We start from the raw sequence: 14,832 nt of genomic DNA on the forward strand, positions 1-14,832 counted from the left end.
AGGGCAGGGCTCAGGTGAGCTCCCCCTCAAGCAGCGTCATGAGGATCATGTCGTGCCACCGCCCGGCGCCCCGGAACGCGTCCCGCTGGCGACCGTCCTCACGGAACCCGACCTTCCTGTAGAGGCGCACCGCGGCGTCGTTCTCCGGCACCACCCACAGCACGATGGAGTGCAGCCGCATGACGTCGAAGCCGTACCGGCACACCGTCCGCAGGGCGTCGGTGCCGTAGCCGCGACCCCAGTAGTCCTTCCTCCCGAGGTAGAGGGACACCTCCGCACACGCGGTCTCCGGCGTGGCACCGTCCAGGCGGACACCGCCGATGGGCGTGCCGTCGGCCAGCGTCTCAACCACGAACGACAGTTCCGAGTACGAGTTCCGCTTCCGCTCGGCGAACCGCGCGCGAGTCTGCGCCAGCGACAGGTGATAGTCGCCGGTCATCCACCGAACCACGTCGGGATCCTTGTGCCAGCGCCAGAAGTGGTCCGCGTCGTCGGGTTCGAGGGGTCGGAGCTGGACGAGTTCACCGGTCGGGAGCATGGCGACAGTCTCCGCGAACCCGCCCGCGCGACTCCACTGCTTTTCCGGTCACGCCGCGCCCCCGGACACCTGCGGTAGCCCCCGCGACCCGAGCAACCAAGCCGCGGCGGCGACCAATCCCACCACACCGCAGAGCACGAACGGAGCGTCCAAACCCCACTGAGTGGCGAGCGCACCACCCGCCAACGCCCCGAGCGCGCCGCCGCCGTACACGACCGTGCGCCACGTGGCCGTGACGCGCCCGAGCAGGTCACCGGGAACGAGCCGCTGCCGCAGCGACACGGCCACGACGTTGAACAGCCCGAACGCGGCGCTGGTCGTCACCACGACCACGACCGCTCCCGGCACCGTCGGCAACACGAGCAGCACCACCGGCGTCGCCGCCGCCAGCAGCATGGCCACCGCCAGCACCAGGCGATGTCGACGGCCGGCCACCGCCTTGTCGGCCAGGACGGCTCCCGCGAGTCCTCCCACGGCGCCGACGGCCAGCAACGCACCGAACCCCACGGGTCCGAGCTCCAGGGTCTGCTCGGTGTAGAGGACGAACACCGCGAACCACGCGCTGTCCGCCACGGCGACACCGAGTCCGGCGACCACCAGCATGCGCAGCGCGCGTTGCCGGACCAGCCACGACAGGGCCGCACGGACTCCGGCGCCGACCTCCGGCCGCGCCTCCGGTGACGATGGCGCCCGGAGGTTCAGCACCGTGGCCGGGATGCTCAGCACCGCCGCGACCGCCAGCACCGTCGCCGCGCTGTTCGCCACGAACGGCACGGCCGCACCGACCCCGAACAGCAGTCCCCCGAGCAGCGGGCCGACGAACTCGTTGCCCGCGACCTCACCGGCCACCAACCGGCCGTTCGCGCGTTCGAGCAACGCGGCGGGCACCAGGCGGGGAATCGCCGTCTGCGCGGCGGTGTCGCGCAGTGTCTCCGCCACCCCCAGCAGCAGCGCGGCCACCGCGACGATGGCGACACCCGCCGCGCCGACGGCGACCAGCACCGCGAGCCCGACCAACACCGCGAGCCGCACCGCGTCGGCCGTGACCATCAGGCCCCGCGCACCCCGGCGGTCGGCCAGCGATCCCGCCGCGAGACCGGCGACCAACCACGGCACCGTGCTCGCGGCCGTCACCACCGACACCCACGCGGCACTGTCGGTGAGACTCGCCGCGAGCAACGGGAAGGCAGCCAACCGGATGCCGTCGCCGACGTTGACGAGCACGGCCGCGGTCCAGAACCGCCGGAAGTGACTCCCCAAGCTCATAGGCGAAGAGTAGTGGTCCCGTCCGACGCGCACGGTCGTTTCACCCGTGGCGGACGGGATTTGTGTACCGGAACGGCACACACGCGTCCGCAGCCTGCGGACACGCGTCCCGGAAGTGCGGACACGCGTGCGCAGGCTGCGGACACGGTGGGGTGGGTTACCTCAGCGCAGGTCGCAGGTGGTCACCAGGTCCTGCGGCGTGGCGTCGGCCGGGCGGGGAATCGTGGCCGACTCGGGCATCGGCGTGCGGTCGTGCAGGTACGCCTCCAGCGCCTCGAACGCCGTGCGGTGACAGGGCGTCAGCGCCCGCAGCTCGTCGGGGTGCAGGTCGACGAACGAGTCGGTGTGCGTGCCGTCCTCGATGCGGTAGTAGCGGTGCAGGTGCTCACGCCCCTGCTCACGCACCATCTCGGCATAGACGTCGGAGTCCTCGCTGATCGGCAGCAGCACGTCGAGCGTGCCGTGCAGCGTCAGCAACGGCTTGCCGATCTCCCCGGTGAGCCCGATGCGCTCGACGGCCTCGTGCACCGATTCCGGCCGCTCCGAGTAGTCGTAGTCGGCGTCGCACTGCGGCGCCCCCGGCGCGCAGTAGGGGTGGCCGGCCCGAAGGTCACCGTCGAACTCCGGATCGATCTCCTCGCGGTAGATCCGCTGAGTCAGGTCCCAGTAGATCTCGTAGTGGGACTGCCACAGGAACTCCGAGCCCTCGGGGAAGCCGGCCTCCACCATCGCGGCATGGGCTGCCTCGGCGTCCTCGCCGCCTTCGGCGTAACGCGGATAGGCCGTCAGCACCTCGGGAAGGTACTCGACCAGGTTCGGGCCGTCCTCCGACCACAGCGTGCCCTCCCAGTCCACGCCGCCGTCGTAGAGCTCGGGGTGGTTCTCCAGCTGCCAGCGCACCAGATAGCCCGCATTGGACAGTCCCGTTGCGATGGTCGTGGTGGGACGCTGGCGGTAGTGCTGAGTGACGGTGGCCTTCGCCGCGCGGGCCAGCTGCGTGACCCGGTGGTTCCACTCGGCGATCGCGTCGCCGGGCCGCCTGCCGTCGGTGTAGAACTCGGCCCCGGTGTTGCCCTTGTCCGTGGCGGCGAAGGCGTATCCCTTCGCCAGGACGTAGTCCGAGATCGCCCGGTCGTTGGCGTACTGCTCGCGGTTCCCGGGAGTCCCCGAGATCACGAGACCGCCGTTCCAGTTCTCCGGCAGGCGGAGGACGAACTGCGAGTCGTGGTTCCAGCCGTGGTTCGTGTTCGTCGTCGACGTGTCGTGGAAGTACCCGTCGATCTGCATCCCGGGTACGGCGTCGGGTACGGGGAGCGCCTCCTGCGTCAGGCCCGCCCAGTCCGCCGGATCGGTGTGTCCCGTGCGAGCGAGGCCGGTGGTGGTGAGGTCGTCCAGACACGCCACCTGCTGGTGCTGCGCTCCCGGCACCCGTGGGGGACGGTCGGCGCACTCTCCCGCCGAGGGGGACGACGCGGGTTCGGCGACGGCCGCCGCACCGGCGACGCCTGGTACCGCGACGAACAACGTCGACAGCACCGCGGTGGCGACCTTGTGTCTGCGCTTCACGGGGACCTCCGGTTCCGCTGTCCGATTTCAGGCCACCGTAGGAGCAGTGATCATCGCGCGGAATGTGCGCACGGACCACAGTCGGACAACCGGATATGGCGGCCACCGATATGGCAAGAGGCCACTGTGCACCCCTACCGTGTTGTCGATCACAACGACGTGAGGAGAGTCCTGTGACCAGATCGGTTCGCACGCGACGACTGTTACTTCCCATGGTGACGGCCGCACTCCTGGCCGCGCCGATGTCCGCACAGGCGACGCCCGCCACCTCGACGACATCCGACGCTCCTGGCGCCGCCGCCGTCACGGAAGTCCCCGACTTCGGCGACAACCCCGGCGGTCTCCGCATGCTGCAGTACGTCCCCGACGGCCTCGCCGAGAACCGGCCGGTCGTGGTGGCGATGCACGGGTGCACGCAGAACGCCACCGACTACGGAAACCAGTCCGGCTGGGTGGAGCTCGCCGACAAGTGGCAGTTCAGCGTCGTGCTCCCCGAGCAGACCTCGGGTAACAACCTGAACAACTGCTTCAACTGGTTCGAGTCCGGCGACACGACCCGCGACCGGGGCGAAGTGGCTTCGGTGGTCAGCATGGTCGACCACGCACTCGACGCCACCGGCGGCGACGCCTCCCGCGTGTACGCCACGGGCCTGTCCGCGGGCGGCGGTATGACGTCGGCGCTGCTCGCCACGTATCCGGACCGGTTCGCGGGCGGCGGTGTGGTCGCCGGCCTGCCCTACCGTTGTGCGTCGGCGATGTACGAGGCCTTCACCTGCATGTACGTGGGCAAGGACCTGAGCCCGTCGGCGTGGGGCGACCTGGTGCGCGGCGCCGGCTCGCACGAGGGTCCCTGGCCGACCATGAGCATCTGGCACGGCGACGCCGACAGCACGGTGAAGATCGCGAACCAGCGGGAACTCGTCGAGCAGTGGACCGACGTGCACGGCACCGACGCCACCCCCGACCGCGAGGACACCGTGGCCGGCTACCCGCGGGCGGTGTACGAGGACGCCGAAGGCCGGGCCGTGGTCGAGACCGTGGCGATCCCGGGCATGAACCACGGTCAGCCCGTGGATCCGGGCACCGGTGAGGGACAGTGCGGAAGCGCGGCCCAGTACCTGCTGGACGTGGACGTCTGCGCGGCCTGGCACCTGGGTCAGACGTGGAACCTGCAGTGATCGCCCCACTCGACCCGGTGCGGAGGTGCTGACCACGTCGCCGGCCCCGGTGGCCGGAGACGTTCGGGCAGAACGACCGCGTCGAACGAACTCGCCTCGTCGCTCGGGTCGCCGATGTCAGGCAGCCGAGCGACGAGGTGTCCAGCTGTCCGGTCAGACCCAGTCGAGCATCGGGACCCGCCACAGCCGTTCCGGGACGGCGAAGGCGTCCACCAACGTCCGCGCGTGCGGCCGCAGTTCTCCGCACAACCGGTTCACCCCGGCCACCACGGCCTTCGCCCGCCCGCTGGTGAGCCTGCCGTGCTCCAGGAACCACGCCCGGTCGGCCTCGATGGTGGCCAGCACGTGCAAATCGCACACCTTGTCCAGCAGGGCCTTCACCTCGGCGTTCTCGCAGCGGTCGACGGCCGCGACGAACGAGTCCAGCACCACCCGCTCGACGTGAACCCGCGCCGCCCGCAACACGTGGTCCTGCGCGGCGTTGAAGACGTCGAAGGCGTTGTCCCGTCCGGCCGCGCGCAGGCGCCGGGCCAGCCCGTCGAGCACGTGCGACTCGCGATCGGTGAACAGCTTCAGCTGCCACGCGCGGTCGAACACCGCATCGTCGTCGTCCCGCGCCGGTGAGGCGTCGACGATCCGCTCCACGACCCGCCTCGCCGCCGTGCGCTCGATCACCGCGCCCACGAACTGCTCGGCCACGAACCGCGCCGTCGCGAGTGGACTCAAATCCTGGAACTGCGAGCGGTAGTGCGTGAGCAGCCCCTTCGCGACCAGCTGCAGCAGCACCGTGTTGTCGCCCTCGAAGGTGGTGAAGACGTCGGTGTCGGCCTTCAGCGAGGGCAACACGTTCTCCGCCATGTACCCGGCTCCACCGCACGCCTCGCGCGCGGCCTGGATCGTGCTGGTCGCGTGCCAGGTGGCGAGGGCCTTGAGCCCGGCGGCGCTCGACTCCAGCTCCCGCTGCCGGATCTCGTCGGCCTCCGCGACGTCCTCCGGGGTCCCGGTCTGCAGGTCGTGCAGCTCGGCGACGAGGTCCTCCTGCGCGAAGTGCAACGCGTACGTCGTCGCGAGCGCGGGCAGCAGGCGACGCTGGTGTGCGAGGTAGTCGAGGAGCGTCACCTCGGCGCCGTCCCGCCCCGCGAACTGCCGACGGCGGTCGGCGTAGTGCACGGCGATGGCGAGCGCGCGTTTCGTGGCGTTGCCCGCGCTGCCCGCGACGCTGATGCGGCCGCGCACCAGCGTGCCGAGCATCGTGAAGAACCGCTTGCCGTCGCTGTCGACCGGGCTGGTGTAGGTGCCGTCCTCGGTGACGTCGCCGTAGCGGTTCAGCAGCGCCGTGCGCGGGACCCGCACATGGTCGAACGTGATGCGTCCGTTGTCGACGCCGTTCAGTCCGGCCTTGACGCCGTTGTCCTCGATGGTGACCCCCGGGAGCACCGTGCCGTGCTCGTCCCGGATCGGCACGAGCACCGCGTGCACACCCCGGCTCTCGCCGCCGGTGACGAGCTGCGCGAACACCACGGCGAGACGGCCGTCGCGGGCCGCGTTGCCGATGTAGGTCTTCGTCGCCGACCGATCGGGCGTGTGCACCACGAACTCCGCGGTGTCGGGGTCGTAGGTGGCCGTCGTACGGAGGTTCTGCACGTCCGAGCCGTGCCCGATCTCCGTCATCGCGAAGCACCCGAGCAACTCCCCCGACATGATGTCCGAGAGGTACCGCTCGTGGTGGTGTCGCGTACCCAGCAGGTGGATCGCGCCACCGAACAATCCCCACTGGACACCCGACTTGACCATGAGCGAGAGGTCGCCGAAGCCGAGCATCTCGAACGACACGACGGCGGCGCCGATGTCACCGTCCCCGCCGTACTCGGTGGGAAAACCCAGCCGCGGGCGTCCGGTCTTCGCCAGCGCCCGCAGTTGTTCACCGATCCGCTCACGATGGGCGGCGGCGTCCAGCGTCTCCGTGTCGAACGCACCCTTCTCCGCCTCGGCGGCGAGGTGTTCCCGGATGTCGCGGCGCACCGAGGCCCACCGCCCGTCCAGCAGTCGAGTCAACTCTTCGGTCAACGGCTCCATGCGCCCTAGCCTGCCCGAAACCGACGTTTCTCGCAGGCCTGAAGATCATCCACATCGTGTCCGCGAGTTGCGCACGCGTGTCCGCACTTCGCGTACACGGCACCGTCCCTGAAGTGCGAACATCCGTCCCCGAAGTGCGAACACCCGTCCCTGGAGCGCGGACACGATGTCAGAGGGCGTGGGCGAGATCCTCCGGGGTCGTCACGGGGCGGTCGCAGACATAGCCCCGGCACACGTACGCCGCCGGGGAGCCGTCCACGAGCGGACGGTCGGCCAGCAGCGGCACGCCCTCGGCCTCCGGCTCGCCGCCGAGCACCACGCCGCCGCCGTGCACGCGTGTGGCGGCCTCCACCACCAGCTCGTGACGCGCCTGCGCGTCCTCACCGACGACGGCGACCTGCACCGGACCGGCCAGCATCGCCTCCGCCACCGACAGCCAGTGCCCCGCGAACCGCGGCACCTGCGCGATGAGCGCCCCCGCCCGGCTCACCGCTTCCTCGCACGCCGCCCGGTACGTGCCCGCATGCTCCGGCCCGGCCAACGCCGACGCGGTGAGCAACGCATCCGCCAGTGCCGACGCTCCGGACGGGCTCGCGTTGTCGGTGGGATCGCTCGGCCGATGCACGAGCTCCTCCGCGTCGGACGCGGTATCGTGGAAGGCACCTGGCGCGCCCTCGACGCCGAACCGTCGCATCGCCGTGTCGAGCAGCGCCGTCGCCTCGACGAGCCACCTGGGTTCCCCGGTGGCCTGGTGCAGTGACAGCAGGCCGTCGGCGAGGCACGCGTAGTCCTCCAGCACTCCCGCCGCCTCACCGACCACGCCGTCCCGCGAGCTGCGCAGCACCGTCCCGTCGGACACGTGCGCGTCGAGCACGAAGGCGCCCGCGGCGACGGCGGCCTCGACCCACTCGGGACGCTGCAACGCGACGCCCGCCTCCGCCAACGCCGTGATGGCGAGTCCGTTCCACGCGGCGATCACCTTGTCGTCGCGGGCGGGCTGAGGCCTGGCGTTGCGGGCCTCCAGCAAGGTCGCGGTGACGCGCATCCAGCGGGACGGGTCGTCGGGGTCGCGGGGCAGCCGCAGGGTGGACGCGCCTCGTTCGAAGGTGCCCTCGACGGTCACGCCGAACGTCGCGGCCGCCCAGGCGCCGTCGTCGGGCCCGAGCACGTCCACGAGCTGCTGCGGCGTCCACACGTAGGTCAGGCCCTCCACGCCCTCGGTGTCGGCGTCGAGGGAGGAGGCGAACGCACCCTGCGGCGTCCGCAGGTCGCGCAGGAGGAACTCCGCCGTCTCCCCGGCGACCCGGTGGGCCAGCGCGGACCCCGTGCGCCGCGCGAGGTGCGCGTAGAAGCGCAGCAGCAACGCGTTGTCGTACAACATCTTCTCGAAGTGCGGCACCACCCAGCCGGCGTCGACGGAGTACCGGGAGAACCCGCCGGCGAGCTGGTCGTAGATCCCGCCCCGGGCCATGCCCTCGGCGGTCATGTCGACAATAGACAGTGCTTCCACCGAACCCGTGCGCTCGTAGTGGCGCAGCAGGAACTCGAGCACCATGGACGGCGGGAACTTGGGGGCACCGCCGAAACCGCCGTGCCCGGGGTCGGTCTCCGTCCGCAGTTTCGACACCGCGGACGCGACGGTCTCGGCGGTGACGGGGTGCGGGCCGAGCGGCTTGGTCTGCTCGACGATGTGGTCGACGATGCGGCCCGCCCCCTCGACGAGCTCGTCGCGACGTTCCCGCCACGCCTGGGCGACCGCGTCGAGCAGCTGCCGGAACGACGGCATGCCGTGCGCGGGGACGGGCGGGTAGTACGTGCCGCAGTGGAACGGCTTGCCGTCCGGTGTCAGAAAGCAGGTCATGGGCCAGCCGCCCTGCCCGGTCATGGCCTGGGTGGCGGTCATGTAGACGGCGTCGATGTCGGGGCGTTCCTCGCGGTCGACCTTGATGTTGACGAAGTGCTCGTTCATGAGCGCCGCGACGTCCTCGTCGGAGAACGATTCGTGCGCCATGACGTGACACCAGTGGCACGCGGCGTATCCGATGGACAGCAGGATCGGGACGTCGCGTCGCTGCGCCTCGGCGAGCGCTTCGGGTCCCCACGGCCACCAGTCCACGGGATTGTCGGCGTGCTGCAGGAGGTAGGGCGAGGTGGCGGTGGCGAGGCGGTTCATGGATTCCAGCGTGTCACACGCGTGGGCGGCTCACAGTGAAGTGGCGTCCGGTCCGCCCCGGCGGGAGGCGTTCTCGACCAACACCGCGACGCCGTCGAGGAGGCGTTCGAGACCGAACTCGAACGCCGTTTCCGGGGCGTCGGGCCCGTAGTGTTCCGGACCCATCGCGCCGCCCACCTCGGCGGCCACCGGGTAGCGTTCGCTGTCGAAGACCTTGGTGAACAGCGGTTCGTACTCGCTCCACCACTCGGGATTCGGTTTGCCGGTGTCCGGTCCGACGCGGCGCAGCTCGACGGCGGCGCGCACGGCGCCGTGGACGTAGTTCGCCACGAGGGTGACCACGAGGTCCATCTCGACCGCGGTCAGTCCGAGGTCGGCGACGGCGGCCAGGTCGGCGTCGTACTTGGCGATGACGTTCGGCCCGAGCACGGGCCTCACCGTGGAGACCTGGAGCAACCACGGGTGGCGCAGGTACAGGTCCCACGTGCGGCGGGCCACGGCCTCCAGCTTGGCGCGCCAGCCGTCGTCGGTCGGCTCGGGGGCGCTCACCTCGGCGTGGACCCTGTCGACCATGAGGTCGACCAGTTCGGCCTTGCCCGGCACGTACCCGTAGAGCGACATGGCGGTGAGGCCGAGCGCCGAGGCGAGGCCCCGCATGGTCAGGGCGTCGATGCCTTCGGTGTCGGCCAGTTCGATGGCGGTGGCCACGATGTCGTCCACGGTGAACCGGGGCCGCGGGCCTCGCCGGGGCTTGTCCGCCGCTCCCCACAGCAGTTCCATGCTGCGCTTCGGGTCGCCGCTGCCCACGTACACGCTGCTCACTCCGCACACGTTACCCGGCCGCCGAATCTCCATACGGTGTAGAGTGAAGTAGACTCCGTACAACGTAGAGAGTTAAGGAGGGGTCGTGAGCCACACCGCTCCCGCCGTGGAGGCCACCGGCCTACGGAAGCGTTACGGCACCACCCACGCGCTCGACGGCCTGGATCTCGTGGTGCCACGCGGCACCGTCCACGGCCTGCTCGGTCCCAACGGCGCAGGCAAGACCACCACCGTGCGCGTGCTCAGCACACTCGTCCGCGCCGACGCGGGCACAGCACGCGTCGCGGGCTTCGACGTGAACACACAGGCGGCACACGTCCGCAGCAGGATCGCGCTGGTCGGCCAGAACGCCGCCGTGGACGAGATCCTCACGGGACGGCAGAACCTGCTGCTGTTCGGCAGGCTCTCCCACCTCGGCTCCGCCCAGGCGGCGCGCAGGGCCGACGACCTGCTGGCCGCTTTCCGGCTCACGGAGGCGGGCGGCAGACCCGTGAAGCAGTACTCCGGCGGGATGCGCCGCCGACTCGATCTCGCCGTCGGACTGCTCCTCGCGCCGTCCGTGCTGTTTCTCGACGAGCCGACCACGGGCCTCGATCCCCGCGCCCGAGCCGAGATGTGGGACGCGGTGCGCGCTCTCGCGGACTCGGGGACCACGGTCGTCCTCACGACCCAGTACCTGGAGGAGGCCGATCAGCTCGCCGACGCCGTCTCGGTGGTGGCAGGCGGGAAGGTCATCGCCCAGGGCACGCCCGACGAGTTGAAGGGGCGACTCGGCGGCGACCGACTCGACGTGACGCTGCGACACACCTCCGACCTGGCCGCCGCGGCGGAGCTGCTGCGGAGGGTCTGCGGCGCCGCCGTCGACACCGACGCCGACCGGGCTCGCCTCAGCGTGCCCGTCGCGGACCGTGTCGGCACGCTCGGGCGGTTCCTCCGCGAGGTCGAGGAGACCGGCCTCGCGATCGAGGACGTCACCGTCCGCCGCCCCACGCTCGACGAGGTCTTCCTCCGACTCACCGACCCCGACCGGATCACGACGGAGGCAGTGGCATGACCGTTCCCATGGCGTCCTCGGCGCTCTCCCCGTCCTCAGCGCCCCGCCCCGCCGAGCCGCCCGCCACGACGGTCTCGCGGCTGCGCTGGGCCGTCGTGGACGCGTGGACGATGACGCGCCGCGACCTCGCCCACTGGACCAACCAGCCCGGGATGCTGGTGGCCAATCTGCTGTTCTCCGTGATGGTGCTGCTGATGTTCGGCCTCCTGTTCGGAGGCGCGATGGCGGTCCCGGGCGACTACTGGGAGTTCCTCGTTCCCGGCGTCCTCGCGCTGACCATGGTGTTCGGCATCGAGTCCACGTTCACGGCGGTGAACACCGACCTCGCGCGCGGTGTCACCGACCGGTTCCGCTCGCTCCCCATGGCGGGGTCGGCGGTGGTCGTCGGCCGCGCGAGCGCGGACCTGCTGAGCAGCGTCGTCACCCTGGCCGCGCTGACAGCCACGGGCCTGGCCGCCGGCTGGCAACCCCACGGGGGACTCGCCCCGACGCTGGCCGCCTTCGGACTCCTGCTGCTGTTGCGGCTGGCCATGTTGTGGGTGGGCATCTACCTCGGTCTGGTCGCCCGCGGCCCGGAGTCGGTGATGGCTCTGCAGATCCTGGTGTGGCCCGTGGGTTTCCTGTCCAACGCGTTCGTCTCGCCGGCCACGATGCCGGGCTGGCTGGGTGCGCTCGCCGAGTGGAACCCGCTCTCGGCCACGGTCGCCGCGACCCGGGACCTGTTCGGAAACCCGGGCTGGACGAGCGACTCGTGGGTCGCCACCCACCCCGTGCTCCCCGCCCTGGTGTGGCCGGTGCTGCTGATCGCCGTCTTCTTCCCGCTGTCCATTCGCCGCTATCGGCGGTTGAGCCGCTAGGAGCCCTCGGGCAGCACGACCACGCCCCTCGACGCGGTCGCGGCGTCAGGGTTTGCCGCCACCGCCGGAATCGGCGCCGGAGGCGGCATCCACGCCGGCCGAATCCGGTGTCGTGTTCTCGCGCCCGCCCTCGTCACGACCGTCGGCGCCGTCACCGGTGGTGTCGGCGCCGGCGGCGTCGTCGGCGTCGTCGAGGTGGTCGAAGCTCGCCGGGACCCGCTTCAGGTGCTTGGTCATCGAGCGGATCAGGAACACGACCGCCACGAAGAACACCAGCAACAGCAGCAGGCCCACCGGCGAGGACTTGCCGAAGTCCTCGCCCTGGCCGCCACCGTCGCCGCCGTCGCCTCCGGGGGGCGGCTGCTGCGCGAGCCAGACCCCGGCGTTCATGGCGGGCACGGCGGCGAAAGCCGGCAGTGTCATGTCGTCACCCTCTCTCGAACGCCCGCGAACAGGTCGTCCTCGGGCAACGTCGTGTCGACGAGCGAGCGCACCAGCTCGTACTCCTCAGTGGGCCACACCTCGCGCTGCACGTCGAGCGGTACCGCGAACCAGCGGCTGTTCGGGTCGATCTGGGTCGCGTGCGCACGCAACGCGTCGGCGGCCGTCTCGAAGTAGTCGGCGCACGGCACGCGCGTGGTGACCCGCTGCATGACGTCGGGCCGGTCGGGATCCCAGTTCTTCAACCACTCCTCGTAGGGCGAGTCGAGGCCGCGCGACGTCAGCGCCTCGTGGAACGCCTCGAACTTCGCGCGGGAGAAACCGTGGCAGTAGTACAGCTTCAAGGGCTGCCAGGGTTCGCCCTCGTCGGGGAACTGCTCGGCGTCGGCCACGGCGTCGTAGGCCGCCATGGACACCTCGTGGCAGCGGATGTGGTCGGGGTGCGGGTAACCGCCGTTCTCGTCGTAGGTGATCACGACGTGGGGACGGAACTCCCGCATGACGCGCACCAGCTCGCGGACCGGCTCCTCCAGCGGCACGTTGGCGAAGCAGTCCTCGGGAAGCGGTGGCGGCGGGTCGCCCTCCGGGAGCCCGGAGTCGATGAAGCCCAGCCAGCGGTGCTGCACACCGAGGATCTTGGCCGCCCTGGCCATCTCCTCCTTGCGCAGCTCCGTCATGTTCTCGTGGACCTCGGGCCGGTCCATCGCCGGGTTCAGTACGCTCCCCGCTTCCCCACCGGTGCAGGTCACGACCATGACGTCGTGGCCTTCGGCGACGTAGCGGGCCATCGTGGCGGCGCCCTTGCTCGACTCGTCGTCGGGGTGCGCGTGCACCGCCATCAGCCGCAAGCCCGTGTCCACCCTGTCGGCCCTCTCTTCATCGGCTCGCGCCATGTTCGGCTCGGTTCCTTTCCCATCACACGTCATGTGCGGACCCCCCGGTCCACGTCCGTAGCGCTCTCACGGATACTCAACACACGAGGTGGGTGTTTTCATTCTCCCCGCCGCACCGACACGACCTGGAGGCCCTCCCCTTGAGCAGCTCCGAATCCGACCGCGAGTCGGTGGACGCTCTGGAGGATCGCTACGGCTCGGCCCGGATCCGTCGTCCCCGCCGCCCGCTGCAAGGCAAGCGAGCCTGGTGGTTCGGCGTGACCGTCTTCGTCGTGCTCGGTGTCGCCAGCTATGTCGTCTACACGCAGTGGTTCGCCACCCCCATCGACGGCCAGCGCGTCGCGTTCGACGAACGGCCCGGCAACGCCATGGAGATCACGGTGGACGTGAACCGCGACGACCCGTCGCGCCCGGCCGTCTGCATCGTCCGGGTTCGCGACATCGAGGGAGCCGAAACCGGGAGGAAGGAGCTCTACGTTCCACCGGGCGCGTCGCGCCTGGACACCGTCGTACGGAGCATCGGTCGGCCTGTCACTGCAGATGTGTACGGCTGCTCTTATGATGTTCCGAAATACTTGTCAACCCCCCAGCGGCCAACGGAGTGAAATAGGCGCCGGATACCCGGCGTTGTATGAATGTGGCGGCCTGCGGGGGTGGTTTCGTGCTATCCTCAGTTATCGGCACGGTCCCACGCGGGCCGTGTCTTTCCTTTATCTACCAGCCACGATGGCGTGGCGGCCGGCTTGTATACCCAGGTTCGGCAGGCCCTAGGAGGAGATGGTGACCGTGAGCGACACGAAGGTGACCTGGTTGACCCAGGATGCCTACAACAGGCTCAAGAGCGAGCTCGACGAACTGATCGAGAATCGTCCGGTCATCGCCGCGAAGATCAACGCCAGCCGCGAAGAGGGCGACCTCAAGGAGAACGGCGGCTACCACGCCGCCCGCGAAGAGCAGGGCCAGCAGGAAGCCCGCATCCGGCACCTGCAGGAGCTGCTGCGCGCCGCGAAGGTCGGCGAAGCGCCGAAGGACGACGGCGTCGCTGAGCCGGGCATGGTGTTGACCGTGCGCTACGACGGCGATGACGACGAGGAGACCTTCCTTCTCGCCACGCGCGAGGAGGGCGGCAACGGGCCGGTCGAGGTGTACTCGCCGGATTCCCCGCTCGGCAGGGCGCTGCTCGGTGCCCGCGAAGGCGAGTCCCGGGAGTACCCCCTGCCCAACGGCAAGACCCAGAAGGTCACGCTCGTGAAGGCGGTTCCCTACCGCTCCTGAGCGGGGCCCGAGTCCGTACCCGGGTGAGCGGCCGGTGCAGCCATCGTGATGGCACGCACCGGCCGTTGGTGTGTCCGGGGGTCATCGAGGCCGGGTTCGGCTCCCTCGGCGCTCTCCGGCGACCCGTTCGAGGAGGGGTCGCACCCGGGGCGGGACCGGCGTCGACAGCGCGATGGACGTCGCCGTCCGCCGGACCCCGGGGACGCCGACGACCTCGTCGATGACGCGTTGCAGATCGTCGTTGGACCTCGCCACCACCCGGACGAACAGGTCGCCCTGCCCGGTGGTGGCGTGCACCTCGCACACCTCGTCGATGGCGGCCAGCGCCGCGGCGACCTCGCTACGTCGCCCCTGGGCGATCTCCAGCACGGCGAACGCGGTCAGCCCGTAGCCCATCCCCGCGAGGTCGAGTTCCGGAGGGAAGCCCCGGAGGACTCCCGACGCGGTGAGGCGGTCGAGGCGGGCCTGCACGGTGCCTCGCGCGACCCCGAGCCGACGCGCACACTCCAGCACTCCGAGTCTGGGTGCGTCGGTGAGCAACAGCAGCAACCGTGCGTCGAGTTCGTCCAGCGTCATGAGCCCTCCTGCGCAATCTGCGCCAATCTGTTCACTCGAATGCCATGTCGACCAAGCAGGTTGACCAGTATTTCGCGTGACTGTTGCCCAGTCTGCCCGGCGGGGCGCATTCTTCGT

General features: G+C 70.4%; 14 protein-coding genes. 5 read left to right on the top strand and 9 right to left on the bottom strand.

The window, feature by feature from the left end:
* Positions 1 to 10 precede the first annotated feature (10 nt).
* The 3 genes from SACAZDRAFT_RS09255 to SACAZDRAFT_RS09265 form a co-directional block, all read right to left on the bottom strand.
* Positions 11 to 538, bottom strand: a complete 528-nt coding sequence (locus SACAZDRAFT_RS09255; RefSeq protein ID WP_005440917.1) for a GNAT family N-acetyltransferase — start codon at positions 536 to 538, stop codon at positions 11 to 13.
* Positions 539 to 586: 48 nt separating this feature from the next.
* Positions 587 to 1,804 carry an MFS transporter gene (locus SACAZDRAFT_RS09260; protein WP_005440918.1) on the bottom strand — a complete coding sequence of 406 codons (1,218 nt, stop codon included), beginning with the start codon at positions 1,802 to 1,804 and terminating at the stop codon, positions 587 to 589.
* 162 nt (positions 1,805 to 1,966) lie between these two features.
* Positions 1,967 to 3,370: a 3-hydroxybutyrate oligomer hydrolase family protein gene (locus SACAZDRAFT_RS09265; protein WP_005440919.1), complete on the bottom strand. Its 1,404-nt coding sequence runs from the start codon at positions 3,368 to 3,370 to the stop codon at positions 1,967 to 1,969.
* Between the two features lie 212 nt (positions 3,371 to 3,582).
* On the opposite strand from SACAZDRAFT_RS09265, the gene SACAZDRAFT_RS09270 reads away from it, so the two are divergent.
* Positions 3,583 to 4,548, top strand: coding sequence for an extracellular catalytic domain type 1 short-chain-length polyhydroxyalkanoate depolymerase (locus SACAZDRAFT_RS09270; protein ID WP_040927724.1), 966 nt, complete (start codon positions 3,583 to 3,585; stop codon positions 4,546 to 4,548).
* A gap of 153 nt (positions 4,549 to 4,701) precedes the next feature.
* Here SACAZDRAFT_RS09270 and SACAZDRAFT_RS09275 read toward each other — a convergent pair whose 3' ends face one another.
* The 3 genes from SACAZDRAFT_RS09275 to SACAZDRAFT_RS09285 form a co-directional block, all read right to left on the bottom strand.
* Positions 4,702 to 6,624 (bottom strand): acyl-CoA dehydrogenase family protein, encoded by a 1,923-nt coding sequence (locus SACAZDRAFT_RS09275; protein WP_005440921.1) that lies wholly within the window; start codon positions 6,622 to 6,624, stop codon positions 4,702 to 4,704.
* Between the two features lie 169 nt (positions 6,625 to 6,793).
* Positions 6,794 to 8,797: a thioredoxin domain-containing protein gene (locus SACAZDRAFT_RS09280; protein ID WP_005440922.1), complete on the bottom strand. Its 2,004-nt coding sequence runs from the start codon at positions 8,795 to 8,797 to the stop codon at positions 6,794 to 6,796.
* 30 nt (positions 8,798 to 8,827) lie between these two features.
* Positions 8,828 to 9,610 carry a TetR/AcrR family transcriptional regulator gene (locus tag SACAZDRAFT_RS09285; RefSeq protein WP_005440923.1) on the bottom strand — a complete coding sequence of 261 codons (783 nt, stop codon included), beginning with the start codon at positions 9,608 to 9,610 and terminating at the stop codon, positions 8,828 to 8,830.
* Between the two features lie 94 nt (positions 9,611 to 9,704).
* Between SACAZDRAFT_RS09285 and SACAZDRAFT_RS09290 the strand changes: the two genes are divergently transcribed.
* The gene (locus tag SACAZDRAFT_RS09290; RefSeq protein WP_005440925.1) at positions 9,705 to 10,673 is read left to right on the top strand and encodes a daunorubicin resistance protein DrrA family ABC transporter ATP-binding protein; all 969 of its coding nucleotides are present in this window, start codon (positions 9,705 to 9,707) and stop codon (positions 10,671 to 10,673) included.
* Positions 10,670 to 11,530 (top strand): ABC transporter permease, encoded by an 861-nt coding sequence (locus tag SACAZDRAFT_RS09295; RefSeq protein WP_005440927.1) that lies wholly within the window; start codon positions 10,670 to 10,672, stop codon positions 11,528 to 11,530. Before SACAZDRAFT_RS09290 ends, SACAZDRAFT_RS09295 begins: the two co-directional genes overlap by 4 nt.
* Positions 11,531 to 11,575: 45 nt before the next feature.
* Here the strand turns inward: SACAZDRAFT_RS09295 and SACAZDRAFT_RS09300 are convergent, their stop codons facing one another.
* Together SACAZDRAFT_RS09300 and mca are read right to left on the bottom strand one after the other, a co-directional pair.
* Complete coding sequence (locus tag SACAZDRAFT_RS09300) at positions 11,576 to 11,953, bottom strand: hypothetical protein (protein WP_005440929.1); 378 nt, start codon at positions 11,951 to 11,953, stop codon at positions 11,576 to 11,578.
* Positions 11,950 to 12,864, bottom strand: a complete 915-nt coding sequence (gene mca, locus SACAZDRAFT_RS09305) for a mycothiol conjugate amidase Mca (protein ID WP_005440932.1) — start codon at positions 12,862 to 12,864, stop codon at positions 11,950 to 11,952. Before mca ends, SACAZDRAFT_RS09300 begins: the two co-directional genes overlap by 4 nt.
* Before the next feature lie 140 nt (positions 12,865 to 13,004).
* Here mca and SACAZDRAFT_RS09310 point away from each other — a divergent pair, with 140 nt between their 5' ends.
* Together SACAZDRAFT_RS09310 and greA are read left to right on the top strand one after the other, a co-directional pair.
* Entirely contained in the window at positions 13,005 to 13,469 is a 465-nt protein-coding gene (locus SACAZDRAFT_RS09310; RefSeq protein WP_005440934.1) for a DUF4307 domain-containing protein, read from the top strand.
* A gap of 175 nt (positions 13,470 to 13,644) precedes the next feature.
* Positions 13,645 to 14,139 (top strand): transcription elongation factor GreA, encoded by a 495-nt coding sequence (gene greA / locus SACAZDRAFT_RS09315; protein WP_005440935.1) that lies wholly within the window; start codon positions 13,645 to 13,647, stop codon positions 14,137 to 14,139.
* An 81-nt stretch (positions 14,140 to 14,220) separates the two neighbouring features.
* Here greA and SACAZDRAFT_RS09320 read toward each other — a convergent pair whose 3' ends face one another.
* Entirely contained in the window at positions 14,221 to 14,715 is a 495-nt protein-coding gene (locus tag SACAZDRAFT_RS09320; RefSeq protein WP_005440938.1) for an Lrp/AsnC family transcriptional regulator, read from the bottom strand.
* Positions 14,716 to 14,832: the final 117 nt, after the last annotated feature.

The sequence above is a fragment of the Saccharomonospora azurea NA-128 genome (assembly GCF_000231055.2).
GTDB classification, from domain to species: Bacteria; Actinomycetota; Actinomycetes; order Mycobacteriales; family Pseudonocardiaceae; genus Saccharomonospora; species Saccharomonospora azurea.